Below are 25,400 nucleotides of genomic sequence, written 5' to 3'. Positions count from 1 at the left end.
AGGAAATATCAGAATGAAACACGGTAAGAAATATTCCGACAGCGCGAAGCTGGTTGACAGCCTCAAGCTGTATGATACGGCGGAGGCGCTTGATCTCTGCACAAAGACCGGCAAGGCCAAGTTCGACGAAACCGTCGAGGTGCACGTCCGCCTGGGCGTTGACTCCCGTCATGCCGATCAGCAGGTCCGCGGCGCCGTCGTGCTGCCCAACGGCACCGGCAAAAAGGTGCGCGTCGCTGTTTTCGCCAAGGGCGACAAGGTTCAGGCCGCCGTCGACGCGGGCGCTGAAATTGTTGGCGGCGAGGATCTGATGGAGCGTATCCAGAAGGAAAACTTCATGGAATTCGACGTTGTCATCGCCTCTCCCGATATGATGGGCGTCGTCGGCCGTCTCGGTAAGATTCTCGGACCGCGCGGCCTGATGCCTAACCCGAAGGCCGGCACCGTCACCCCGGATGTTGCGCGCGCCGTCACAGAGGCCAAGGCCGGTAAAATCGAGTACAGGCTCGACAAGACCAACATCATCCACTGCCCGATTGGTAAGGTTTCCTTCGGCGTCGAAAAGCTCCAGCAGAACTTTGACACGCTGCTTAGCGCGATCGTAAAGGCCAAACCGGCCGCCGCCAAGGGCCAGTATGTCAAGAGTTGCGTCGTCGCTACGACGATGGGGCCTGGCATCAAGATCAATCCTGGCCGGTTCGTTTAATTGTTGATCGATTCGCTTTTGCGGGGCATATGCCCCGCAAAAGCGTCTTGACATCCCGCCCATGGGATGATATACTATAAAAGCTGTCCTAAGACAGCAGGTGTCCGGAAGGACAGAAAAGACAGATTGTCTTACCTGCCGAGGAAAGGTGCGGATATCCGTGTGTGTTCACGCGGTTAACAGGCTCTTTCCGTTTGTGGAAAGAGCCATTTTTGTTTGCGCCGGGACGGTTTTAGGCGGATGGCATCCGCCGCCGGGCCTGCGTGCCCGATTGATGAACGACTTGGAGGTGAACGAATTTGCCAAGCGAGAAGATTCTCCAGAAAAAAAAGGACGAGGTTGTCGCGCTGACTGAAAAGCTGAAGGCTGCGACCGCCGGCGTTCTGGTCGACTACAAAGGCATCACTGTCGCCGATGACACGAAGCTGCGCAAGGAACTGAGAGAGGCTGGCGTCGAATACTCGATCGTCAAGAACACCATGCTCCGTTTCGCGGCCAAGGAAGTCGGTTATGAGGCGCTTGATTCCGTATTGGAAGGGCCGACCGCCCTTGCCGTCAGCAAGGACGATCCGGTGGCCGCCGCCAAAATCCTGACTAAGTATGCCGAGGACCATAAGGACAAATTCACGGTGAAAGCCGGTTTTGTCGACGGCGGCGTGATTGACGCCGCGAAGGTTGCCGAGCTGGGCAAGCTGCCGAACAGGGAGACGCTGCTCTCCATGCTGTGCAGCGCGTTGCAGGGCAACATCAGGGGTCTGGCCGTTGCGATCAACGCGATCGCCGAAAAGAACGGCGAGGGCGCACCCGCCGAAGAAGCTGCCGCCGAATAAGGCGCGCCTGTGTAAAAACGATTATAGGAGGTAACTGATCATGGCTTCTGAGAAAATTCTGAAGTTTGTAGAAGATATCAAAACCCTCACGGTCCTTGAGCTGAACGAGCTTGTCAAGGCCATCGAGGAGGAGTTCGGCGTTTCCGCTGCAGCTCCGGTTATGGTTGCTGGCCCGGCTGCGGCTGCTGGCGGCGGCGAGGCTGAAAAGACCGAGTTCGACGTTATCCTGGCCAGCGCTGGCGCTTCCAAGATGGGCGTCATCAAGCTGGTTAAGGAGATCACCGGCCTGGGTCTGAAAGAGGCTAAGGCGCTCGTTGACGAGGCTCCTAAGCCGGTCAAGGAGGGCATCTCCAAGGCTGACGCCGAGGATATCAAGGCGAAGCTGGAGGAAGCCGGCGCGACTGTCGAGCTGAAGTAAGCTTATCTGAAATAAAAAGGCGCGTGTCCTTTGGGACGCGCGCCTTTTTATTTTGCGCAAAAGCAAAAAGAGCGCCTTCACGCAGGTTTCCCCGTGTGAAGGCGCTGTGCTGGCAAGGTCCGCGCCCGCGTATCGCCCTGGCCATAAACGGTGAAATAACCGCAAAGCGGTTATTTTATCATGTCCGCGAGGCGGCATGATAAAATTGGCCATTGGGGCGGCAGCGGGCCGCACCCGCGTATCGCCCTGGCCATAAACGGTGAAATAACCGCAAAGCGGTTATTTTATCATGTCCGCGAGGCGGCATGATAAAATTGGCCATTGGGGCGGCAGCGGGCCGCACCCGCGTATCGCCCTGGCCATAAACGGTGAAATAACCGCAAAGCGGTTATTTTATCATGTCCGCGAGGCGGCATGATAAAATTGGCCATTGGGGCGGCAGCGGGCCGCACCCGCGTATCGCCCTGGCCATAAACGGTGAAATAACCGCAAAGCGGTTATTTCACCTTGTCCCCAGGCTCCTTGGGAGGAATATTGACGGCAGGCGGCTGGTCGGCGCGGGCGTTTTGTGCGGCGGCTTTCCTGGCGGCACGCTTTTGATCCGCACGCCGCTGAATGCGGCGGACGATCAGGATGATCGCACAGGCAAGCAGGCCGAGAATGACCAGCCATACGACCAGCACTGGACCGGCGGCCGCGCAGATAAGCATCGCGTTTTGAAGCGAGACGACGATCGAGTCGATCCCTTCTGTGAAGGCATTGGAAAGCCGTTTGGAGAAGGTCGGCGGCTGGTCGCTGATCTTTTGATATTCAACAACTTCGCGTAAATCCATATTGAGATACGAATACGTCACCTGGGAATCCATACGCCGCAGGGAGGCGGTGATCGATTCAATCTCATAGCGCACATCGCTCAGGGCGCTTTCGAGCGTAATAACATCCTCCAGGCTTTCCGCTTTTTCCAGAATGGAAAGCAGGCGTTCCTCCTGGATATTAAGCGTTTCCAAACGCGCCTGCGCGTCGAAATAGGTATCGGAAATGTCGTCCATTGATTCGCTGCGGGAGACGACGTTGCAAAGCGTTCCGACCTGGGAAGCAACTTCGTCAAGCTTTTCCGCTGGGATACGCGCCATGATAGAGGCGCTGCGTTCAAAATAGTCGCCCCGGTAGCTCAGGCTTTGCCCATCGATACTCTGGCTTTCGATATAACCGCCGCTGCCAGTCACGAGTGATTCAATTTCCCGCAGCGCCTCATCGAAGGCCTTTGTCTCCAGCGTCATATTGGCGTGCCGGATGATTTTGCGCTGCGCGCCGGCGCTCTGTTCCTCGGAAGGTCCACCGGCTGGCGTGGCGACTTCATTGGCCGCATCGTCGTTTTCCCCGCCCATATCGTAATTTATCTCCGCGGGAGCGGCGGCGTCGTAAAAGCCGGCGCTGTAATCCGCAGCGGTCTCCGTTGCCGCGGGCATCTCCTGGTATACACTGGCGATAGCTTGCGACGAATTCCCGGAGCTTGCGCCGCATCCGGACAACAATACGGCCAGGGAAAGCCCCGCCGCAAAAAGCGGGAGAAAATTCCTTTTCATATCAGATCCTCCTTTATTTGTGATGGATGGCATCTCTGTTCTGCCTTATCAGTGCGCGAAAGAGGGCGAATCCCTGCACAAAAAAGCCCGCTCCAAAAAGGGAGCGGGCTTTTTTGTGCATAATTACCTGCGCGGCCTTGGTCGCTGCTGCGGAGGCCGCCTGCGCCGATTCTGATAACGGCGGCGGTTATGGTTGCGCACAATCATCAGGGCTGTATACAGCACGATCAGAATAATAACAAGCGTAAGGACAAATTTAAAGATAAAAGTGTCGAAAAAGCCTTTGACCTGTTCCAGATAATAGAGCGCCTGGCTGCGTTCGATCGTTTTGGAGGCAACCAGCGGCACCTTGCCGATCTCCTCACCTTGGAAGTACAGATGGACGACGCCGACCTCCTGTCCTTTTTCAATCGGGGCGCCGATAAATTGCTCCGTCTTTCCCTTCTGGCCGCGGATCGGCTTTTCGACCGCGTTGTAGATTTCAACACGCGGTTCAATATCGTCCTCCGTGGCGTTTTTGGGGACAAGGCGCGCAAAGCTTTCATCGGCAAGCAGGTCGACATAATTCTCATCCCATGACATACGGACATTGACGCCCGCCACCTTTGTGCCGCGCTTCATCAGCGTTTTGACAGAGAAGGTATCGAACGCCCAATTATACAGGCGTTCCGTATCTTTAAAAGCAAGGTTGTACTGATAGATCTCCTGCGTATCGGGACTGCGGTAGGGCGCTCCGAGACAGACAAGCAGATAGGTATATCCGTCACGCGTTGCGGTGGAAACAAAATTGATGACATCCTGATCGGGCAGGCTACCAGTTTTGATGCCTTTGATGCCCTCGTAATAATAGCCCTCCCATTGGTTCGGGATCATCATTTTATTGGTGGTGGTCCAGGTGATGCCTTCGGGGTAACGGGACGTTGGCTGCGATGTATAGGCTGTGCGCGACACAATTTCAGCGAAATCGTTGTTCTGCATGGCGTACTGTGCGATGAGCGCCATATCATAAGCTGTTGTATAGCTCTCCTCGCTCTCAAGATACAGGCCCGAGGGGTTGCCGAAATGCGTGTTCATCGCACCGATTTCCTTAGCCTTTTGGTTCATCATTGCGACAAAATCCTCAATGCTGCCGTTGCCGATGTAATCGGCGATCATCATGGAAGCCTCGTTGACCGATTGAATCAGCATGGCGTTGAGCAGATCGTACAATACATACTGGTCGCCCTGATAGATGCCGCCTCCGCCGGCCTGCTGATTGTAGATATAATTTTGAATATACACCTTCAGGCCGGTCGTTTCCACTTTGAGGTCGTGGCCGCTCTCGAGTGCTACGACAGCCGTCATAATCTTTGTCAGGGACGCGGGATGGATTTTGTCCTGTGAGTTGCGTTCATATACGCGCTCTCCGGAGTCGATGTTAAGCATGAAAATGCCCCGCGACTGTAAAAGGTCCTCATCGGGAGGCGTATAAAGCGACGCTGAATTGGTACTTTTATCGCCGGCGGAGCCGCCTTCCCCCTCCTCCGGTGCGGACGAGGAGGACCCGCTTGAAGAAGCAGAGGAGCTGTCCGACGAAGTCTGCGACGCGGCGGAGCTTGATCCATCGGCAAAAACGGGCGCGGTTAAAGCAGAGCAGCCGACCGTCAGCGCGGCCAAAAACGCGAATATTTTTTTCATCGTTGAAATTCCATTCTCCCGCCGCCGGAAACGGGATTAAAAAGCCGAAGAGCGGCTTTGTATCGAATCGCGCTGCTTCTCGGCCGGATTCAAGCGCGCGAGGTCAATCGGAAAATCCTGCATTGCAGGCAGGCTTAAAATATGGTAAAATAAACGCAAGGCGTTTATTTTACCTCTTTCATGGCCAGGGCGATACGCGGGCGCAGCCCGCTGCCGCCCCAATGGCCAATTTTACCTTTCGCTTTGCTCAAGGTAAAATAAACGCAAGGCGTTTATTTTACCCCTTTTCATGGCCAGGGCGATACGCGGGCGCAGCCCGCTGCCGCCCCAATGGCCAATTTTACCTTTCGCTTTGCTCAAGGTAAAATAAACGCAAGGCGTTTATTTTACCTCTTTCATGGCCAGGGCGATACGCGGGCGCAGCCCGCTGCCGCCCCAATGGCCAATTTTACCTTTCGCTTTGCTCAAGGTAAAATAAACGCAAGGCGTTTATTTTACCCTTTTCATGGCCAGGGCGATACGCGGGCGCAGCCCGCTGCCGCCCCAATGGCCAATTTTACCTGATATAAAGAAGCCGCATGCACTATGTCAGCGGCGGTTGAACTACGATTGCATGATAGGATTGGCAAATACTACCCATAGTATACCAAACCGCGCCCAAAAAGAAAAGACAATTTTCGATGAATTTTGCGTGTTTTCAAGGAGGTAGGCAGATGCTCGAATTTGAAGGAAAGAATTATGGTTTTGACACGCTTATGGTTCACGCCGGTACGCAGCCGGACCCGGACACGCACGCGGTTGCTCCGCCGGTTTACCAGACAACAGCCTATACGTTTGACAGTGTGGACCATGCGGCGCGCCTGTTTGAACTGAAAGAGGCGGGCAATATCTATTCGCGCATAAGCAATCCGACAGTCGATGCGCTCGAGCGCCGCGTCGCAGCGCTCGATGGTGGAATCGGCGCGCTGGCAATGTCGTCGGGACATGCGGTGATATTCAACACATTTTTAAATCTGGCGGGCGCAGGCGATGAGATCGTTTCGTCGATCTGCATCTATGGCGGCGCGATCAATATGATGGGCGTTACGCTTGACCGCATCGGCATCAAGGTGCGTTTTGTCGATCCGGACGATCTCGATGCCTGGGAGACGGCGGTTAACGAGCGCACAAAGGCATTTTTTGTAGAGGGGATTGGAAATCCGAACGCTAATGTCGCGGATATCGGTGCGATCGCTGCGATTGCGCACCGCCACGGTATCCCCATGATTGTTGATTCCACATTCACAACGCCGTATCTTCAGAGGCCGATCGAGTATGGAGCAGATTTTGTGATTCATTCTGCGACTAAGTTTCTCGGCGGGCACGGTACGGCGATGTGCGGAATTGTGACCGACGCGGGTACCTTTGATTTCAGCGGCAATCCACGGTTCCCGCTTTATAATGAGCCGGATGTCAGCTATCACGGCGTTGTATTTGCGAAGGACTGCGGCAACGCAGGTTTTATCACGCGCCTGCGCACGATGATGCTGCGCGACCTTGGCGCGTGCTGCACCCCGCTCAACGCATTTTTGATCATGCAGGGTATCGAGACGCTGTCGCTGCGTATGCGCCGTATCAGCGACAGCGCGCTGGAAATTGCCCGCCATCTAAAGGCGCATCCTGATGTGGCGTTTGTCAATTATCCAGGGCTGGAGTCAAGCCAATATTACGACCGTGTGCAGAAGTATCTGCCAAAGGGCGCGGGCGGCGTCTTTACCTTTGGCTTGCACGGCGGACGGGAGCGCGGCGCCAAGCTGATTGATTCGCTTGGGCTGATCATGCATGTCACCAATGTCGGCGATGCGCGCACGCTGATCAGCCATCCTGCCAGCACAACGCACAGCCAGCTTTCCGACGAACAGCTCGCCGAAAGCGGCATCCGGCCGGAAACCGTGCGCTTGTCGGTCGGGCTGGAGGATCCGGTTGATTTGATCGCGGACCTGGAGCAGGCGATCGCCGCAGCCAAATAACTGTCCAAAAGGGGAGCGCAAACGTATGATCTATGTGACCGGCGATATACACGCTGATCTTGACCGCTTCAAGGGGAAGGAAGCCAAAAAGCTGAAAAAGGGCGACACGTTGATTGTCTGCGGTGATTTTGGATTCGTGTGGAACGGTTCGAAAAAGGAACAGCAGGTGCTTAAATGGATTGGCAAGCGCCCCTATCAGGTATTGTTTATTGAAGGCACGCACGACAATCTCTCCCTGCTCGGTACATATCCGCTCGTCGATTTCTGCGGCGGGCGCGCCCGGCAGATCAGCGGCCGCTGTTACCATTTGCTGCGCGGCGAAGTCTATACCATTGAAAGCGATCGGGTGTTTGCGTTCGGCGGCGGGGAAAGCTTTGACGCCGATACGCGCATAGAGGGGGAAACCTGGTGGCCTGGCGAGCTGCCCACACAGCAGGAGCTTGCGCACGCGCGCGAGACGCTGGAGCGGTGCAGCTATGTTGTTGATTACATCATTACACATGAGGCGTCGTCGATTGTCAACGGCTTTCTAAATATGGACAGTCTGCACACCAACCAGATGCTGGCCTTTTTTGATGAGCTGTCCAAGATCGTGCGCTATAAGCAGTGGTTTTTTGGCGGCTGCCATTTCGATAAGGCGATCCCGCCAAAACACCGCGCCGTCTATCAACAGATCGTGCCGCTTAAGGAAATGTGCTGAAGGTGAAATGTGCAATCATGGATAAAAAGGAGGGGGCGCAAGCCCCCTCCTTTTTATCCATGATTTTGTTAAAGCGTCAGCGCATGCTCCAATGCATGGAGAAGCTGTGCACGGTCAAACGGTTTAAAGATGAATCCTTTCGCGCCAATTTTAACAGATTCATCGATTGTATCGTCGTAGGCGAGCGATGAAACCATAATGATCCGCGCGTCCGGCCAGTTGCTGATGATGGCGCGCGCAGCGGCCAAGCCATCCATACCAGGCATAATGATGTCCATAGTTACAAGATCGGGCTTGTGCTCGCCGTAAAAAGCAATTGCTTCCTCGCCGCTGCGGCAGCATCCGACGATTTCAAAATCGGTGTCAGCGAGCAGCTTTTTCACTTCAGTGTGGACGACACGGGAATCATCCACAACCATAATGCTCTTTCCCAAGGTTGAAGAAACTCCTTTCCTGATTTAAAAGCTATATCCATAAGCATAAAACACTGCTATTCAAAAACGATTTTATCATGCAGCAATTCGGCGTGTTCCGCCTGGTCGCTGGCATAACGAATGCGTATTTTATCCTTGTCTTTTTCCTCATCCGTATCCCCATAAGCAAAACAAGGAATATGGAATCTGGCGGGCAGCTTTGTCCGCCGGAATATTTCTGAAACAATGTGGCCGCAGAGGACATTGAAAAATTCCTTGGAATATTCCTCCATATCCTCCGGGTCTGTTGTTTCAGCCTGCATCATATTTTCAGTCAGCCTATGTAAAAGGGAACGATCCGCATGCAATACCAACTCCGTGTGGTAATCGCCGTCAATGGTTGTGTGCAACGTACACCATTCATTGGCGGGATTGGGATCCTGACTGCACAGCCGCAGATCAATTTTAGCGATCTGCCGTGTGATGTCGACAACAGTCCGGTGGATCAGTTCCTCAAGCGCATGTTCATCCAGCCTATCTGCGCCGCTCATGATACCGCCTCACTTTTTAATAAGGTATCTGCCAATAATACCTATTTTGCAGATCTCATTTTTATAACATGACAGATCTGCAATCGATTTGTGGAAACACCCAATATCGATTTACCTTTATTATAGAGTATTTCGATCACTAAAGCAAGGCGTGAATGAAAGTTTCATGTAATTTTGTACAGATATGCAAGAAAAATATTAAAAAATTTAGAGAGAGAACGGATTATATAACTGGGAAAAAGAGTACAAAAACATTTATATTTGTAAAACCGGGGCATTATGATCAGCAGCCTACTGTTTGCGGCGCAGACGCTTTGCAAAAATTTTGGCGAGCCGGGGCGCCAGCAGCATACCAAAGACGCCCAGGACAGCCGCAGCAATAAACAGCATAACGGCACTTTTGTAATTGCCTTCGATCAATGCGCCGCTTGCGAAGGTGTCGCAAAAGATCATCGGAATGCGCGCAGCCATTGAGATGCAGATGAAACGCCGGAAGGAAAGCGGCGTAAGCGCGGCCAGATATGTGAAAACATCCTTCGGCAGCGCGGGGATCAGGTACAGGATAAATACGATCAGCTCCAAGCGGTCCGTGTTGTCAAGAAAGGCGAGCTTGGCCTGGCGCTCCCTGGAAAAGATGCGGTCGATCAGCGGCCGCCCAAACCGCTTGACGAGCAGAAATACAATTGTGCTTCCGATAAAGATGCCTGTCATGCAGATCGCCAGGCCGCCAAATGGTCCGTATGTCAGCCCGGCCGCAAGCTGGATCGGCAACGCCGGGATGACGCCGGAAAGCACCTGCGCGGTCTGGATAGCGATCAAAACGAGCGCGCCGGCGACGCCGAACGAATCAAGCAGCGCCCGGAAACGTTCCATATTTTCCGGCTGCATCAGACCCTTGATCTGCGGATAGTATCGGATGATCAGCCACACGGCAGCCGCCAGCAGGGTTGCCGCCGCGCAGACGGCGAGCGTCCACAGCAGGCGTTTTTTCTTATCCTTCATCATTCATAGCCCTTCCTGCGTCTGTAGGGCTTGTTTGAAAATAGAGGAATTGCCCAATTTTGATTTTTCAAACAGCCCCTAGACAGAGCCTGTTTAAAGGCGCATCTTTAAACAGGCTCTCAGCACTAGCATAACCGCCGCGCCGTATTTTTAACGGAAATAACGGACGGCGCCTGAGAACAAATTCTGGAACTTGTCGCCCGGCACATTCTTGTAAAGACCGCTGCCGCTGCGCTCCGAATGTCCCATTTTGCCGAACACGCGCCCGTCGGGCGAGATGATGCCTTCGACCGCGCCGGTTGAACCATTCGGGTTGTAGCGGATATCAAGCGTGGGATGGCCGTCGGGATCGACATACTGCGTGGCGATCTGGCCGTTTTGCGCAAGCGTTTCAATCAGCTCCGGCGGCGCGACGAAGCGGCCTTCGCCGTGCGAAATGGCGACTGTGTGGATATCGCCGACGGACATCTCCGCCAGCCACGGCGAACGGTTGGATGCGATACGTGTGCGCACCAGCATACTTTGATGACGGCCGATCGAATTGTAGGTGAGCGTCGCGCAGTTTTCATCCATGTCGCGGATCTCGCCATAGGGAACAAGTCCGAGCTTGATAAGCGCCTGAAACCCGTTGCAGATGCCGCACATCAGGCCGTCGCGGTTTTTGAGCAGCTCCATGACCGCGTCGCGCACAGCCGGACCGCGCAGGAACGCCGTGATGAATTTGGCCGATCCGTCCGGCTCGTCGCCGCCGGAGAAGCCGCCCGGCAGCGCGACGATCTGCGCGCGCCCGACCGCCTCAGCAAAGGCGGCCGCGCTTTCGACAATATCGGACGCCGTCAGGTTGCGCACCACAAAGATATCCGCCCGCGCGCCCGCGCGCTCGAACGCGCGCGCCGTATCGTATTCGCAATTTGTGCCGGGGAACACTGGGATCAGCACGCGCGGGCGCGCCACGGATACGGCCGCGCGCCGCAGCTCGGCCGGCGCGGCGCTGTATACGGGCGCGCTGCCGCCGGTCGGCTTGAGATATGGGAACACCGGCTGCAAACGTTCCTCCCATTCCTCCTGGATATCGTCAAGCGACAGAAGGTCGAACCCGTAGCGGATCGTGTAGGCGGGCGAAACAGTCCCAATGCATGCAAGCCCTTCGACCGGCTCGGGCGCTTCAAGCAGGAACGCGCCGTACATCGGCTCGAACAGGGCGGCGTCGTCGAAGGTCGCCGCAAAGTCGAAGCCGAGGCGGTTGCCGAAGCACATCTTTGTGATGCCCTCGCACACGCCGCCGTAGCCGAGCGTCCAGGCGGAAACAACGCGCTTTTCGGCGATCAGGCGCTCGACGGTGTCAAAGACTGCCTTGACCGATTCAAAGACAGGCAGGCGGTGCTCGTCATACGCGGGCGCGAGCAGATAGACGCGGCTGCCTGCGCGTTTAAATTCAGGGGAGATGATATTCGCCTGATTGGCGAGGGATACGGCGAAGGAGACGAGCGTCGGCGGCACGTCGAGCGATTCGAACGTACCGGACATGGAGTCCTTTCCGCCGATCGAACCGATCCCAAGCTGAAGCTGGGCCTCAAGCGCGCCGAGCAGCGCGGCCATCGGCTTGCCCCAACGCTTCGGGTCGTTTTTTGTGCGCTCAAAGTATTCCTGAAACGTCAGCCAGCAGCGCCGGCGGCTGCCGCCGGCCGCAACGATCTTCGCAACGGATTCCACCACGGCGGCCATCGCTCCGTGATAGGGGCTGGCCGCGCAGACGCCGGGATTAAAGCCCCACCCCATCAGCGAGACAGCTGTCGTTTCGCCGCCAAGTACCGGGATTTTCGCGGCCATCGCCTGCGCGGGCGTCAGCTGCGCTTCACCGCCGAACGGCATCAATACGGTACCCGCGCCGATTGTGGAGTCAAACCGCTCGACAAGCCCTTTCTGAGAGCAGACGTTGAGATCGCCCATCATGGAAAGCCATTTTTCGCGCAGCGGCGCTTCCGATCGGGGGCGCGCGTAGGCGAGCGGCTGCTCAATCTCTACGTCGGTGCGTTTGGGCGCTCCGTTTGAATTGAGGAAATCGCGCGACAGGTCGACGATTTTCCGGCCGTTCCAGTCCATCACGAGACGCGGCTCGGCCGTCACCTCGGCGACGACGGTCGCCTCGAGGTTTTCCGCGCGCGCAAGCGCGATGAACGGTTCGACATGCTCCGGCGCGACGACGACGGCCATGCGCTCCTGAGATTCAGAGATGGCGAGCTCCGTGCCGTCGAGGCCGTCGTATTTTTTCGGTACGGCGTCCAGGTTGATGCGCAGCCCGTCGGCCAGCTCGCCGACGGCCACGGATACGCCGCCCGCACCGAAATCATTGCAGCGGCGGATCATGCGCGTGGCCTCGCCGTTTCGAAACAGGCGCTGAAGCTTGCGTTCAATTGGCGGGTTACCCTTCTGCACCTCGGCCCCGCAGCTTTCGAGCGATTGAAGCGTGTGCGATTTCGACGAGCCGGTGGCGCCGCCGCAGCCGTCGCGCCCTGTGCGCCCGCCGAGCAGAATCACAATGTCGCCCGGCGCGGGGCGCTCGCGCACAACATGCGCGGCAGGCGCTGCGCCGATGACCGCGCCGATTTCAAGGCGCTTGGCGGCGTAGCCGGGGTGATAGACCTCCGCGACATGGCCGGTCGCCAGCCCGATCTGGTTGCCGTAGGAGCTGTATCCCGCGGCGGCCGTCGTGACGATTTTGCGCTGCGGCAGCTTGCCGGGAAGCGTTTCGAACAACGGTGCGGTCGGGTCGGCCGCGCCGGTCACGCGCATCGCCTGATAGACATAGCTGCGCCCGGAAAGCGGGTCGCGGATCGCGCCGCCCAGGCAGGTCGCCGCGCCGCCGAACGGCTCAATCTCCGTCGGATGGTTGTGCGTTTCATTTTTGAACATGAGCAGCCAGTCCTGTTCCTTGCCATCGACGTCGACCTTGATTTTGACGGAACAGGCGTTGATTTCCTCACTTTCGTCGAGATCGCCGAGCAGGCCCTGCGCCCGCAGCGCTTTCGCGCCGATCACGGCCAGGTCCATCAGCGTCATCGGCTTGTCCTTGCCGGCATAGAGCTTTGCGCGCAGCTTTCGGTATTTTTCAAAGCTTTCGCGGATGTAAGGCGTTTCGATGCGCACGTTTTCAATGTGCGTCAAAAATGTCGTGTGGCGGCAGTGGTCCGACCAGTAGGTGTCGATCATGCGGATTTCCGTGATCGTCGGGTCGCGGCGCTCCATGGTTTTAAAGTAGTCCTGACAGAAAGCGATGTCGCTTTCATCCATCGCCAGGCCGTACTGTTCAACAAACCCGCGCAGACCCGCCGCGTCGAGCTTTGTAAAGCCCTCGAGCGTTTCGACCGTCGTTGGGATATCATAACGCGTATCGAGCGTCTTTGGCTTTTCAAGCGAAGCAAGGCGGCTTTCGACCGGGTTGATAAGGTACCGTTCGATCTGCTCCAGCGCCTCGCCGCCGATTTGGCCCGACAGGATGTATACGCGCGCCGTGCGCACGGCCGGCCGCGGTTTCGCAAAGGCGAGCGCGATGCACTGCGCGCATGAATCGGCACGCTGGTCGAACTGGCCGGGCAGATATTCGACAGCGAATACGCGCTCGTTTGCGGCCGGCTCGGGCAGCTCGTCGCAGGTGACGTCGACCTGCGGCTCGGAAAAAATGGTGCTGCGCGCGCTTTGAAAGTCGGCTTCGTCGATATGCTCGACATCATAGCGGTTGAGAATGCGCACATGCTCAACACAGCCAAGCCCTAAAACGGTGCGGATATCGGCGAGCACGCCGGCCGCCTCAACGGCAAAGGGCGGCTTTTTTTCCACGTAGATGCGATAGACGCTCATGTGTTCCCCTCCATCATACAGTCATGCCGCGCGTCTGGCGCAAGCGTGCCCACACACCGGGCGCCGCCGGCGGATGTGATCAGAACGCGGCGGATTTGTCCGCGCAGGTCCTCGTCGGTAAAGACGCGTACAGGCGTATAGTTTTCAGCATAGCCGTCGAGCGCGCCGCCGTCGCGTGTTTCAAAGAGCACATTGGCCGTGCGTCCGGCCTGCCCGGCCAGAAATGCGGCGCGCGTGCGGTTCGTCGCTTCGATCATGCGCGCGCTGCGAGCCTCTTTGACAGCCTCCGGAAGCTGGCCGGGCATGTCCGCCGCGCGCGTGCCCGGGCGGCGCGAATAGGCGAACACATGGGCCTTTGCAAGCCCGAGCGATTCGACAAAAGAGAGCGACCGCTTAAATTCCGCGTCGGTTTCGCCGGGAAAGCCGACCATCACGTCGGTAGTGATCGCACAGTTTTCAAAATACGCGCGCAGCGCCTGTACAATCCGCATGTATTCGGCAGTATCGTAGTGGCGGCGCATACGTGTAAGCGTCGCGTCGCAGCCGCTTTGCAGCGATAGATGAAACTGCGGGCAGAGCTTTGGCTGCCGCGCCATGCGCGCGATATCGTCGCCGGTGAGCAGCTCCGGCTCGAGCGAGCCGAGCCTCACGCGCTCAATGCCGTCGACCGCACAGGCAAGCTCCACCGCGTCAATCAGGCGCAGCCCAAGCTCGCGTCCATAGGACGGCAGGTTGATCCCGACGAGCACCGCCTCGCGGTAACCGGCGCGCGCCAACCCTTCCAGCTCGGCGCGCAGCTCACCGGGCGGCTTGGAGCGCACGGGGCCGCGTGCCTGCGGGATGATGCAGTAGGCGCAGTAGCGGTCGCAGCCGTCCTCGATCTTGACGAAAGCGCGCGTGCGCTCGCGGAAGGCGGCCGCACGCATCGGCTCAAACGCCTCGCCGCGCTCGTGCGGCGCGACGGCGACGACGCGCGCACGCGTTTCGCGCGCGCGGCGCACAAGCTCGACGAGGGCGGCGCGGTCGCGCGCGCCGGCGATCACATCGGCTTCGGCCAGGCGCGCGGCGTCGTCCGGGAACGCCTGCGGGTAACAGCCTGTCAGCACGACGGTGGCGTCCGGGCAGAGCGCACGGAAACGGCGCAGCACGCGGCGTGTTTTCTGGTCGCCGGAGGCAGTGACAGTGCAGGAATTGACGACATAGACGTCGGCGGGCATTTCCGGCGGCACAATTTCGTAGCCGGCGTCGGCGAACTGCTGCGCAAGGATCTGCGCCTCGTACTGGTTCACCTTGCAGCCCAGGGTGTAAAAAGCAGCTTTCATTTATACACTCCGTCCAAATTCGACTGAATTTGCATGTGCATGTTGCACAACAAACAAGCCGCGCGATGCGGCAGGATACACATATTATAATGAATTTCCAAAACAAATACAATAAGCAGTTGACTTAAAGAATAGGCGCTGATATAGTGGAATTGTAGGAAAAACAGAAATAAGTCATATGTTCAGAAGAAGGAGGACATAACGAATGCAATCAGTGATTATCAGACTCGATACCATCAACGATGTGAAAAGCTTTGTCAACACTGTCTCGAAGTACGACTTCGACGTTGACCTTATTTCCGGACGCTATGCCGTCGACGCAAAGTCGATCATGGGCATTTTCTCGCTCGACCTGTCCAAACCGATCAAGATGGAAATCTACGCCGATAACTGCCCCGAGTTTCTGGGCGAGGTAAAGCCGTTCATCACTGAATGAGCGCTGCACGCAAAGCGCAGACCGCGGGGCGCTCCCCGCATGGAAAAAAGCGGCCGCCCGCGGGCGGCCGCTTTTTTGAGCTTCAGGGCCTTTTAAGGCTCCGTCTTGTCGGAAAGCCCAAGCAGATAATCGGTTGTTACGCCGTAAAAACGCGCCAGCGCGATCAGATGGTGCGCAGGAATTTCGCTGGTGCCGGTTTCCCACCGGCTGTACTGCTTTTGGGACGTGCCAAGGACGGCTGCGACCTGCTTTTGCACCATATCGTGATCGTCGCGCAGGTCGCGCAGCCTGCGATAGCGATACATAGTTCACCCCCGGTGTCGCTGGTGCGCCCGTAACCGGACGCTCATGATGTTATCCCCTATCATATGAAAATCATAAGTTTGCATCTTGATTTTAGTACAAAACAGGGATAAAATAGTGAATGTCGTGGGCCTTGTAAGAGATGTCAGCTTCTTGTTTCCCACACAGACTGCACGAGGGGTCCGCGGCACAATCTGCATGGGTCCGGTGCGAAAAAGCAGCGGAAAGGGCGCGGCAATGCCGCGCCCTTTTGTATGATGTACCGTTGGGATTGACAATACAGGGAATTCATGTTATCCTCCATACAAACCGTTGGTCTGTATGGAGGATAACATGGCGCGAAATAAATACCCGGAAAGGACCGTCGTCCTGATTTTGGACGCCGCCGAGAGGCTCTTTTGGGAAAAGGGCTATGAGGCGACCTCGGTTCAGGACATCATCAATGAAACGAAATTGTCGAAGGGGGCGATTTACCATCATTTTGCCTCCAAAGAGGATATTTTCGTACAGATCTGTGAACGGATCAGCCGCAAAAACGAACGGCTGTTCAAAGCGGTGCGCGACAACAAATCGCTCAATGGCCATGAAAAACTGCGGGAAATTTTCCGCATAGCGGTCCTTGCCGGCGGTCAGGAGCGAATGCTCGGCATGATGCCGTACCTGGTGGACAGCCCGCGTTTTCTTGTTATGCTCATCCGCGACATTTATGATGATATCGTCCCCTGCTATATAAAGCCCATCCTGGAGCAGGGAATCGCCGACGGTTCCATCAGGACGGAGCACCCCGCGCAGCTTGCGGAGGCGCTGATGCTGCTGTGCAATATCTGGATGCATCCGGCGTTCCAGCCGGCTGCGCCCGAGGCGGTGCGCGCGCGGTGCAGGCTCTATAATGAAATGACAGGCGCCTTTGGACTGCATCTGCTGGACGATGATCTGATCGAGGCGTTTGTCCATTATAGCAAATGCCTGCAAAAAGAGAAAACAGAGGGACAAAAATAAGTCTGCGGCCGTTGTGCGCGGACAGTTGACGGACTGTCGCGCGCCAGATAAGAGGACGATAGGGCTTTTGCTGAATGACGCCGTCCTTTGGAGGGCGGTTTTCTTTCATTTATTAATAATAGACGGCCGGTATTAAAATTTGGGAGGAATCCAGATGAAAAAAGCTGAGAAAACGATGTGGAGACGCGATTTTACGCTTGTGGTGATCGGGCAGGTCGTTTCGTTGTTCGGCAATGCGGTGCTGCGTTTTGCGCTGCCGCTCTGGCTGCTGCGCGAAACAGGTTCCCCCGCGCTGTTCGGCATGGTCACTGCCGTATCCTTTATACCGATGATCGCGCTTTCATTGATGGGCGGCGTGCTGGCCGACCGGGTCAACAAGCGCAACATCATGGTGGGGCTTGATTTTTTGACCGCCGGCCTGATCACCGCATTTTACAGCTTGCAGGGACAGCTTCCCACCGTCCCGCTCATCATCGCCGCGCTGATGCTGCTGTACGCCGTTTCGGGCGCTTATCAGCCGGCGGTACAGGCAAGCATTCCGGCTCTGGTGGAGCCGGAACGCATTACGCAGGCGAACGCAGTTATCAATATGGTAAATACGCTGGCTGGACTGCTTGGTCCGGTGATCGGCGGCGTTTGGTTCGGCGCATGGGGCGTCGTTCCGATCCTGATCATCAGCGCCATATGCTTTGCGTGTTCAGCCGTAATGGAGATTTTTATCAGAATCCCCTTTCAAAAACAGCCGGCAGGCGCGGGCGTCCTGTCCACGCTCCGAAACGATCTGGGGGAGAGCTGGCGGTATATCACCCTGGAGAGGCCGGTTTTTCTCCAGACAGCCGCCGTCCTGGCGCTGTTTAACCTGGTGCTGTCGTCTGTGGTGATCGTGGGCATCCCCGTTGTGGTGGTGAATGTGCTCGGCATGGGCGACGAGGCGCTCGGAGCCGCGCAGGGCGCGCTCGGTCTGGGCGGCCTGGCCGGCGGCATGCTGGCAGGCGCTTTGGGCGGACGGCTGCGGCTGCGGCACGGCTATCTGCTGCTGGCTGTCTGCGCGGCCGCGGCGGCGCTGATGGGAGCGGCCCTGCTGCCGGGCGTTCCGCGGATTGTGGGCTATCTGACCACAGCCTCCATAAGTTTTGCCGCCATGGTTGCTTCCACGCTGTTCGTTGTACAGATCTGTGCCGTCATCCAGCGGCAGACGCCGCCACAGCTTGTCGGCAAGATCATGGCGTTTATCCTGGCTGTTTCCAACTGCGCCTCTCCGGTGGGGCAGGCGCTATACGGCCTGCTGTTCGATCTGGCGGCGGGGTCGGCCTGGGCCGTACTGCTCGGCGCGGCTGCCGCCGCTCTGGCCATCGCGCTGTATTCAAGGCCGGTATTCGCCAGGCTGGAACACGACTGAATGCGTTTTTTGAGTCCCACGGCTTCGCCTGTAAACATGTTCAGCCCGCGCCGCGCATACATATGATACCATGCGGGGCCTGCGAACAGGCTTCGAACGACGAATGCGAGAGGTGTGCGACTATGGCCAAAAAGCTCGCCGCTGTTTTCCTGGCGGCAGTCATGATGTTTGCGGCGGCGGCGCCGGTCTTTGCGGAGGATGAAGCTGATTTGACGGCGCTGGAGACGGCCGCGGCGGCCGACGATTCGCTGCCGGCACGTTCGGCGATCCTTATTGAACAGAACACGGGCCGGGTGCTTTTTGAAAAAAATGCCGACGAGCAGCTGCCGCCCGCTTCGATCACGAAGGTGATGACGCTTCTGCTTGTGATGGAGGCGCTCGACAGCGGCCAGATCACGCTTGGCGATATGGTGACGTGTTCCGAGCACGCGCAGTCGATGGGCGGCTCGCAGATCTGGTTTAAAACAGGCGAACAGCTTTCGGTCGACGATCTGCTCAAGGCGGCTGCGATTTCGAGCGCGAACGATGCGTCCGTTGCGCTGGCCGAGCATGTGGCAGGCAGCGAGGAGGCGTTCGTTGCCCTGATGAACGAAAAAGCGGCGCAACTGGGTATGACGAACACGCGCTTTGTCAATGCGACGGGGCTTGACGCCGACGGGCATCTGACGACGGCACGCGACATCGCGGCGATGAGCCGCGCGCTGCTTGCTTATCCGAAGATCACAGAGTATTCGGGCACATGGATGTCTGAGCTGCGCGGCGGAGCCACGCAGCTTGTCAATACAAATAAGCTGGTGCGTTTTTACGACGGCTGTACGGGGCTTAAAACCGGGACGACAGACGGCGCTGGCAGCTGCCTGAGCGCGAGTGCGGAGCGTGGCGGGTTGTCGCTCATCGCCGTAACGCTCGGCAGCCCCACATCGGCGGAGCGCTTTTCCGCGGCGCGCGGGCTGCTCGACTACGGTTTTGCAAACTATACGCGTGTCGAGCTGCCGCCGCTTGAGGAACTTGCGCCTGTGCCGGTGCGCGGCGGCGTCGCGCCCCAGGTCGGGGTTTTGTCCGAGACGCCGGGCGCTGTGATTGTGCGCACCGCCGACAAGGACGCGGTCGAACAGGACGTTACGCTTCTGCCGGATGTACAGGCGCCTGTTGAGACAGGGCAATTGCTTGGGCGGGTCGTTGTCCATATCGGGGGAAGCAAGCTGTGCGAATACGATCTGGTCGCGGCCGATGCAGTCGAACGGATGACGGCGCCGCGCGCGCTGTGCATGCTTCTGCGTGCGCTTGTGCAGCTCTGAAAGCTTTTTGCGCCGAATGACAGGAAAAGGCTTGAAAAAGAAGTGCAAATCAGGTACAATATGTGTAAGAAAGACCGGGTACATCGCGTGTCGAATTGTGCGATTTGTACAACGTTAAAATGGGAAGGAAGTCCTAGACATGGCAATCAAGCTGAACAGCAAATATCTCAAGGGCTTTGTAAATGAACACGAGCTGCGGGCAATCGAGCCGCAGGTAAAAGCGGCGCATCGGGTCCTGTCCGAGAAAACGGGCATTGGAAACGATTTTCTCGGCTGGACCACGCTGCCCGCCGATTATGACCGTGACGAATTCGCGCGGATCAAGGCGGCGGCGGCGCGCATCCGGGAGGACAGCGATGTCCTGCTCGTCATCGGGATCGGAGGCTCTTATCTGGGCGCGCGCGCGGCGCTTGAATTGTTGCGCAGCCCCTACTATAACAATCTGAAAAAGGACACGCCCGACATCTATTTTGTCGGCAACAGCATCAGCCCCGACTATCTGAACACAATCCTCGCGCTGTGCGAAGGCAAGCGCGTTTCGGTGAACATCATCTCCAAGTCCGGCACCACAACCGAGCCGGCGCTCGCGTTCCGCGTGTTCCGCGAGCTGCTGGAGCGGCAGTACGGCCGCGACGGCGCGAAAAGCCGCATCTACGCGACGACCGACAAGGCGCGCGGTACGCTTAAAGAGCTGTCCGACCGCGAAGGGTACGAGACGTTTGTGATCGCCGACGATGTCGGCGGCCGGTACTCCGTGCTCACGGCCGTGGGCCTTCTGCCGATGGCCGTTGCGGGCATCGATATCGACGCGGTCATGGCCGGCGCGGCTGACGCGATGAAAGCGCTCGACAACGACGATTTGTGCACAAACGACTGTTACAAATACGCCGCCTACCGCAACATCCTTTACCGCAAGGGCAAGGCGGTCGAGCTGCTTGTCAGCTATGAGCCTGCGTTTACGATGATGAACGAATGGTACAAGCAGCTCTTTGGCGAGAGCGAGGGCAAAGACCAGAAGGGGATTTTCCCGGCGTCCGTGGTTTTTTCGACAGATCTGCATTCGATGGGCCAGTATATCCAGGAGGGCAGCCGGATGCTTTTTGAGACGGTTGTCGATATCCAGAAGCCGTCGAAGGAGTTCTTTGTGAAGGACGATCCGGAAAATCTGGACGGCCTGAATTTCCTGTCCAACCAGGATATGTCGGTTGTCAACCGCAAGGCGATGCAGGGCACGGTGCTGGCGCACACGCAGGGCGGCGTTCCGAATATGATCCTTGAGGTGCCTGAAATCAATGAGCGCGAATTTGGCTACATGGTCTATTTCTTTGAAAAGGCGTGCGCAATCAGCGGCTATCTGCTCGGCGTCAATCCGTTTAACCAGCCGGGCGTTGAGAGCTATAAGAAAAATATGTTCGCACTGCTCGGCAAGCCGGGCTATGAGAGCGAGCGGGCAGCGCTGGAGGCGCAGCTTGGCTGACGCAGAAAAGCAGCAGGATTCCAAAATTTATATATTGGGAGGAATTTCATATGATTAAGCTGATCGTCGGCAACAAGGGTTCCGGCAAAACCAAAAGGCTGATCGACATGGTCAACGACGCCGTTAAAACCTCGAAAGGAAACGTGGTCTGCGTTGAAAAGGGCAACACGCTCAAATTTGACGTGAGTCATCAGGCGCGCCTGATTGATATTGAGGATTATGCCGTCTCCGGCTTTGAAATGTTCTATGGCTTTTTCAGCGGCCTGTTTGCAGGCAACTATGATATTACCGAGGTGTTTGTCGACGCCACGTTCAAGATCGGCGGTAAGGATTTTGAGGCGTTCGCCGTCATGATCGACCGTCTGGCCAAGCTGCTCGGCGAAAACGGCGCGACGATGACATTTACCGTCTCCTGTGATAAATCCGATCTGCCTGAGCGCGTGCATCAGTATCTTATCTGAGCCGCGGAATACAGCGGGACGCTCCGCCGCCGCGCCGCATGAAAATGCGGTGCGGCGGCTTTTTTTCTGCTGTGCAAAAGCACAGCAGAAACGGCGCACCGTCCGGTCGCCGGGGCGGGCGGCCATGAGCCAGAAAACTTCATGCGCAGGTATTTTATATGCAGCGCTGACAAACTGTTCATCGCATGAAGTTTTGCAGGGAAGATCTTGACAGGCAATGCAAAAATGGGTATAATAAATTTCGTGACATTTGCGGGGGAAGTGGGTCCAAATCCGCAAATGCAGCCCCTGGGTATTGAACCCTGAACGGAGTATGCAGTATGAAGGTTGATCTTTCCGAGCTGTTTGACAATCCAGGCCGCGCGCAGGATTTTTCCGGCGAAGTGGACCTTTCGGACGTGAAGCGGCACGGGGACAGGCTGTTTGAAGGCCCTGTCAGGATCGCCGGACGTGCGCAGAACCGTGCGGGGATCGTCGGCATTGGCTATCAGGCGGATTTCGTGCTCGGCGCGGTATGCGATCGGTGTCTTACGCCGCTGTCGCGCCCGCAGCATCTGGAATTCACGCACACGGCGGTTTTATCCCTGAACCGTGAGGACAACGATGAGTATATAGTAGTATCGGACGGGCAGCTTGATTTGGCAGAGCTGGCCACTGCCGATATTCTCCTCGAACTCCCCACCTCGGTTTTGTGCGTCGAAGGCTGCAAGGGGCTTTGTCCTGTCTGCGGCGCGAACCTCAATGAAGGGGATTGCGGCTGCGACCGCTCCCAGCGCGACCCACGGCTTGATAAGCTGCGGGAGCTGCTTGGCGAATAAGTGAAAAAAAGAATGCCCGCGCCCTGCGGGCGCGGTATGTCCTGACATACGACCACAAAAAGGAGGTGCCCAAAGATGGCAGTACCAAAGAGGAAAAGCTCGAAAGCACGTAAAAACAAAAGACGCTCCAACGTCTGGAAGCTGGAGGCCCCCGCGTTCTCGAAGTGCACTCACTGCGGCGAACTGAAAACGCCCCACAGGGTTTGCCCGAGCTGCGGTTACTACAAGGATCGTGAAGTGATCAAGGTCGAGGCGTAAACGCGCCGGTGACGATGGAGGCGGAAGGAATTCCGCCTCTTTTTGTTATACAGACGCTTCGCGGATTAGCAGCGCGCTGTAGCCGGACCGCTGTCATGTAATCTGGATGCGGGCCGTATTATAGGAGTGTAAAAATATGCCAGTCCTGATTCAAAGTGTCGAGTCTGCTTCATACGCCGCCCGCGCGGATATCCGCCCGGGCGATACGCTGTTGGCCGTCGACGGGCACCCGATTGCCGATGTGCTCGATTACCGCTTTTATGTGACGAGCCGCCGCGTCACGCTTGAGCTGCTGCGCGCAGGCAAGCCGTTTACTGCGCATATTTCAAAGGGCGAATACGACGATATCGGGCTGGAGTTTGAAACGTATCTGATGGACAAGCAGCATACCTGCAAAAACAAATGCGTGTTTTGCTTTGTAGATCAGATGCCGCCCGGTATGCGCGATTCGCTTTATTTTAAGGATGACGACAGCCGCATGTCGTTTTTGTTCGGCAATTATATCACCCTGACCAACTTGACGGACGCGGATATAGACCGTATTATAAAGATGCGTATATCCCCAGTGAATATTTCCGTCCATACAACCGACCCGGCGCTGCGCGTACAGCTTATGAAAAATCCTCAGGCGGCCGACAGCCTGCGCTATATCGGCCGCCTGACCGGGGCAGGCATCCGCGTCAACGCGCAGCTTGTGCTGTGCCCGGGGCTGAACGACGGCGCGGCGCTCGAGCGGACGCTTCTGGATCTCGACGCGCTGGGGCCGAACCTTCAGAGCATCGCGTGCGTGCCGGTCGGGCTGACAAAGTACCGCGACGGGCTGACGCCGCTCAAGCCCTTTACAAGCGAGGGTGCGGCGCGCACGATCGATATCATCGAGCGGTTCGCCGCGCGTCAGACCGCGCGCGGCGCGGCGCGCACGGTGTATCCGTCGGATGAATTTTTCCTCGCGGCCAGCCGGCCGCTTCCGGATGTCGAATATTACGGCGACTTCGACCAGCTTGACAACGGCGTCGGGTTGCTGACGCTTTTGGAAAGTGAATTTTCCGCGGCGCTCGCGCTCGACGGCGAGGACGGCGCGGCCGCCAGTGCCACGCTGGCGACCGGCGCCGCTGCCGCGCCGATGTTAAAAAGGCTGGCTGCGCGTGTGATGCAGCGTCATCCGGGCGTGACGGTCGATGTACGTCCGATTGCCAACCGCTTTTTCGGCGAGACGATCACTGTGGCGGGGCTTGTCACCGGGCGCGATCTGATCGAGCAGCTCGGCGGCGCGCCGCTTGGCGGGCGGCTGCTGATCCCATCGGTCATGCTGCGCCATGAACGCGACTGCTTTCTGGACGATGTGACGGCCGATGAGGTGGAAAGAACGCTTGGCGTCAAGCTTTGCGCTGTCGACAACGACGGCTATGCGCTCTATGACGCGATGACCGGGCGAAGCTGAGGCGTTTTGCCGGTCAACAGGCCCTTTGACGGCCCGCGGGGCGGGCGTCGGAAAGGAACAGACGGATGAGTAAACCATTGATTGCAATTGTAGGGCGGCCCAATGTGGGAAAATCGACCCTTTTTAATAAGCTGGCAGGCGCGCGCATATCCATTGTGGAGGATACGCCCGGCGTGACGCGCGACCGCGTCTATTACGAATGCGAGTGGCGTGCCAAGACGGTCATGCTTGTCGATACAGGCGGCATCGAGCCGTATTCAACCGACAAAATCCTTTCGCAGATGCGCCGCCAGGCACAGCTTGCCATTGACAGCGCCGATGTGATTATCCTGGTGACGGATATCCAATCGGGCGTGACGGCGACCGACCAGGATGTCGCCGTCATGCTGCAAAAAAGCGGAAAGCCGGTGGTGTTGGCGGTCAACAAATGCGACCGCCTCGGCGATGTACCGCCTGATTTTTATGAGTTTTACAACCTCGGCCTCGGCGACCCGATCGCCGTGTCGTCTGTGCATGGGCACGGCACCGGCGACCTGCTCGACGCATGTTATGAACATATTGATTTCGACCGCGCCGACGAGTATGGCGAGGATTATGTAAAGGTCGCCGTTATCGGTAAGCCGAACGTCGGGAAATCGTCGCTTGTCAACCGTGTGGCGGGCGAGGAACGGTCGATTGTCTCCGACATAGCGGGTACGACGCGCGACGCGGTCGACACGGTTGTCGAAAACGGATATGGCCATTTTGTGTTCATTGATACAGCCGGTATCCGGCGCAAGTCGCGCGTTGAGGAGCAGATCGAGCGGTACAGCGTGCTGCGCGCATATATGGCGGTCGACCGCAGCGACGTGTGCGTTATCATGATCGACGCGACGGTCGGCTTCACGGAGCAGGACAGCAAGATTGCCGGTTATGCGCATGAACGCGGCAAGGGCTGCATTGTCGCTGTCAACAAGTGGGACGCGATTGAAAAGGACGGCAAAACGATGCAGACGTTCCGTAAAAAGCTGGAGATGGATTTTTCCTTCATGTCCTACGCGCCGATCCTGTTTATCTCGGCGATGACGGGACAACGCATCGACAAGCTGTTTGAGCAGATACAATATGTTAACAGCCAGAACGCGATGCGTATCTCCACAGGACGGCTCAACGATATGCTGTCCGTGGCCACGGCGCGCGTACAGCCGCCAACAGATAAGGGAAAACGTCTGCGTATCTATTTCTGTACGCAGGCGGCAACGCGCCCGCCAACGTTTGTGTTTTTCTGCAACAACAGCGAGCTGTTCCACTTTTCCTATCAGCGTTACCTGGAAAATCAGATCCGTGAAACATTCGGCCTGTCCGGGACGCCGATCCGCATTGTGGTGCGCGAACGCGGCGATAAAAAACGGTAACGCCCATAAACCGACGGAATGATGACAAGGGGTGTGATATCATT

24 protein-coding genes, 1 pseudogene and 1 other annotated feature are annotated in these 25,400 nt (G+C 57.2%); of the genes and pseudogenes, 16 read left to right on the top strand and 9 right to left on the bottom strand.

Translation table 11 applies throughout. The features are described 5' to 3' along the window. The first annotated feature begins 13 nt into the window (after window positions 1-13). From rplA to rplL, 3 genes are all read left to right on the top strand, one after another. The gene (gene rplA / locus FMM72_RS01720; protein ID WP_162220392.1) at window positions 14-706 is read left to right on the top strand and encodes a 50S ribosomal protein L1; all 693 of its coding nucleotides are present in this window, start codon (window positions 14-16) and stop codon (window positions 704-706) included. Between the two features lie 69 nt (window positions 707-775). Further along, window positions 776-929 (top strand) — a sequence feature (ribosomal protein L10 leader region). 76 nt (window positions 930-1,005) lie between these two features. Continuing rightward, window positions 1,006-1,536: a 50S ribosomal protein L10 gene (gene rplJ, locus FMM72_RS01715; RefSeq protein ID WP_160210246.1), complete on the top strand. Its 531-nt coding sequence runs from the start codon at window positions 1,006-1,008 to the stop codon at window positions 1,534-1,536. Between the two features lie 40 nt (window positions 1,537-1,576). Then, entirely contained in the window at window positions 1,577-1,954 is a 378-nt protein-coding gene (rplL, locus tag FMM72_RS01710; RefSeq protein WP_160210245.1) for a 50S ribosomal protein L7/L12, read from the top strand. 497 nt (window positions 1,955-2,451) lie between these two features. Here the strand turns inward: rplL and FMM72_RS01705 are convergent, their stop codons facing one another. The 3 genes and pseudogenes from FMM72_RS01705 to FMM72_RS17305 all read right to left on the bottom strand — a co-directional run. Continuing rightward, window positions 2,452-3,540, bottom strand: a complete 1,089-nt coding sequence (locus tag FMM72_RS01705) for a DUF4349 domain-containing protein (protein ID WP_160210244.1) — start codon at window positions 3,538-3,540, stop codon at window positions 2,452-2,454. 123 nt (window positions 3,541-3,663) lie between these two features. Next, window positions 3,664-4,203, bottom strand: coding sequence for a hypothetical protein (locus FMM72_RS17310; RefSeq protein ID WP_279285965.1), 540 nt, complete (start codon window positions 4,201-4,203; stop codon window positions 3,664-3,666). A gap of 75 nt (window positions 4,204-4,278) precedes the next feature. Then, window positions 4,279-4,974: pseudogene (locus tag FMM72_RS17305) on the bottom strand (D-alanyl-D-alanine carboxypeptidase family protein); the annotation flags it as partial. Between the two features lie 49 nt (window positions 4,975-5,023). Here FMM72_RS17305 and FMM72_RS01695 point away from each other — a divergent pair. The 3 genes from FMM72_RS01695 (at window position 5,024) to FMM72_RS01685 (ending at window position 7,926) form a co-directional block, all read left to right on the top strand. After that, entirely contained in the window at window positions 5,024-5,257 is a 234-nt protein-coding gene (locus FMM72_RS01695) for a hypothetical protein (protein WP_160210242.1), read from the top strand. Window positions 5,258-5,930: 673 nt separating this feature from the next. Beyond that, window positions 5,931-7,226, top strand: coding sequence for an O-acetylhomoserine aminocarboxypropyltransferase/cysteine synthase family protein (locus FMM72_RS01690; protein ID WP_162220391.1), 1,296 nt, complete (start codon window positions 5,931-5,933; stop codon window positions 7,224-7,226). Window positions 7,227-7,251: 25 nt separating this feature from the next. Next, complete coding sequence (locus tag FMM72_RS01685) at window positions 7,252-7,926, top strand: metallophosphoesterase (protein WP_160210240.1); 675 nt, start codon at window positions 7,252-7,254, stop codon at window positions 7,924-7,926. 68 nt (window positions 7,927-7,994) lie between these two features. Here the strand turns inward: FMM72_RS01685 and FMM72_RS01680 are convergent, their stop codons facing one another. The 5 genes from FMM72_RS01680 to mtaB form a co-directional block, all read right to left on the bottom strand. After that, complete coding sequence (locus FMM72_RS01680) at window positions 7,995-8,360, bottom strand: response regulator (RefSeq protein ID WP_243151679.1); 366 nt, start codon at window positions 8,358-8,360, stop codon at window positions 7,995-7,997. Window positions 8,361-8,416: 56 nt separating this feature from the next. Then, window positions 8,417-8,890 carry a chemotaxis protein CheX gene (locus tag FMM72_RS01675; RefSeq protein WP_162220390.1) on the bottom strand — a complete coding sequence of 158 codons (474 nt, stop codon included), beginning with the start codon at window positions 8,888-8,890 and terminating at the stop codon, window positions 8,417-8,419. Window positions 8,891-9,181: 291 nt separating this feature from the next. Next, window positions 9,182-9,895 carry a TVP38/TMEM64 family protein gene (locus FMM72_RS01670; protein ID WP_160210238.1) on the bottom strand — a complete coding sequence of 238 codons (714 nt, stop codon included), beginning with the start codon at window positions 9,893-9,895 and terminating at the stop codon, window positions 9,182-9,184. A gap of 147 nt (window positions 9,896-10,042) precedes the next feature. Then, window positions 10,043-13,750, bottom strand: a complete 3,708-nt coding sequence (locus tag FMM72_RS01665; protein ID WP_162220389.1) for a phosphoribosylformylglycinamidine synthase — start codon at window positions 13,748-13,750, stop codon at window positions 10,043-10,045. Next, entirely contained in the window at window positions 13,747-15,072 is a 1,326-nt protein-coding gene (gene mtaB, locus FMM72_RS01660) for a tRNA (N(6)-L-threonylcarbamoyladenosine(37)-C(2))-methylthiotransferase MtaB (RefSeq protein ID WP_162220388.1), read from the bottom strand. Before mtaB ends, FMM72_RS01665 begins: the two co-directional genes overlap by 4 nt. A 205-nt stretch (window positions 15,073-15,277) precedes the next feature. Here mtaB and FMM72_RS01655 point away from each other — a divergent pair, with 205 nt between their 5' ends. Next, complete coding sequence (locus FMM72_RS01655; RefSeq protein ID WP_160210235.1) at window positions 15,278-15,508, top strand: HPr family phosphocarrier protein; 231 nt, start codon at window positions 15,278-15,280, stop codon at window positions 15,506-15,508. A 92-nt stretch (window positions 15,509-15,600) separates the two neighbouring features. Here the strand turns inward: FMM72_RS01655 and FMM72_RS01650 are convergent, their stop codons facing one another. Next, window positions 15,601-15,813 (bottom strand): helix-turn-helix domain-containing protein, encoded by a 213-nt coding sequence (locus FMM72_RS01650; protein ID WP_160210234.1) that lies wholly within the window; start codon window positions 15,811-15,813, stop codon window positions 15,601-15,603. Between the two features lie 331 nt (window positions 15,814-16,144). On the opposite strand from FMM72_RS01650, the gene FMM72_RS01645 reads away from it, so the two are divergent. The 9 genes from FMM72_RS01645 (at window position 16,145) to der (ending at window position 25,356) form a co-directional block, all read left to right on the top strand. After that, on the top strand, window positions 16,145-16,810 hold the full coding sequence (locus tag FMM72_RS01645) for a TetR/AcrR family transcriptional regulator (protein ID WP_162220387.1): 666 nt from the start codon (window positions 16,145-16,147) through the stop codon (window positions 16,808-16,810). A gap of 154 nt (window positions 16,811-16,964) precedes the next feature. Further along, the gene (locus FMM72_RS01640; protein ID WP_162220386.1) at window positions 16,965-18,209 is read left to right on the top strand and encodes an MFS transporter; all 1,245 of its coding nucleotides are present in this window, start codon (window positions 16,965-16,967) and stop codon (window positions 18,207-18,209) included. A 122-nt stretch (window positions 18,210-18,331) separates the two neighbouring features. Beyond that, window positions 18,332-19,507, top strand: coding sequence for a D-alanyl-D-alanine carboxypeptidase family protein (locus FMM72_RS01635; protein ID WP_162220385.1), 1,176 nt, complete (start codon window positions 18,332-18,334; stop codon window positions 19,505-19,507). Window positions 19,508-19,646: 139 nt separating this feature from the next. Further along, the gene (locus FMM72_RS01630) at window positions 19,647-20,984 is read left to right on the top strand and encodes a glucose-6-phosphate isomerase (RefSeq protein ID WP_162220384.1); all 1,338 of its coding nucleotides are present in this window, start codon (window positions 19,647-19,649) and stop codon (window positions 20,982-20,984) included. A gap of 50 nt (window positions 20,985-21,034) precedes the next feature. Beyond that, on the top strand, window positions 21,035-21,445 hold the full coding sequence (locus FMM72_RS01625; protein WP_160210229.1) for a hypothetical protein: 411 nt from the start codon (window positions 21,035-21,037) through the stop codon (window positions 21,443-21,445). 320 nt (window positions 21,446-21,765) lie between these two features. Then, on the top strand, window positions 21,766-22,263 hold the full coding sequence (locus FMM72_RS01620) for a YceD family protein (protein WP_160210228.1): 498 nt from the start codon (window positions 21,766-21,768) through the stop codon (window positions 22,261-22,263). Window positions 22,264-22,338: 75 nt separating this feature from the next. Further along, window positions 22,339-22,521 carry a 50S ribosomal protein L32 gene (gene rpmF, locus FMM72_RS01615; RefSeq protein WP_006876559.1) on the top strand — a complete coding sequence of 61 codons (183 nt, stop codon included), beginning with the start codon at window positions 22,339-22,341 and terminating at the stop codon, window positions 22,519-22,521. Window positions 22,522-22,657: 136 nt separating this feature from the next. Beyond that, a complete protein-coding gene (locus FMM72_RS01610; protein ID WP_162220383.1) occupies window positions 22,658-23,962 on the top strand; it encodes a DUF512 domain-containing protein in 1,305 nt (434 codons plus the stop codon). A gap of 65 nt (window positions 23,963-24,027) precedes the next feature. After that, window positions 24,028-25,356, top strand: coding sequence for a ribosome biogenesis GTPase Der (der, locus tag FMM72_RS01605; RefSeq protein ID WP_160210226.1), 1,329 nt, complete (start codon window positions 24,028-24,030; stop codon window positions 25,354-25,356). The last annotated feature ends 44 nt before the right edge of the window (window positions 25,357-25,400 follow it).

The organism is Anaerotruncus colihominis, assembly GCF_010206195.1.
GTDB lineage: Bacteria > Bacillota > Clostridia > Oscillospirales > Ruminococcaceae > Anaerotruncus > Anaerotruncus colihominis_A.
Note: the sequence above shows the minus strand (reverse complement) of the source record. Positions and strands in the feature narration are given on the sequence as shown.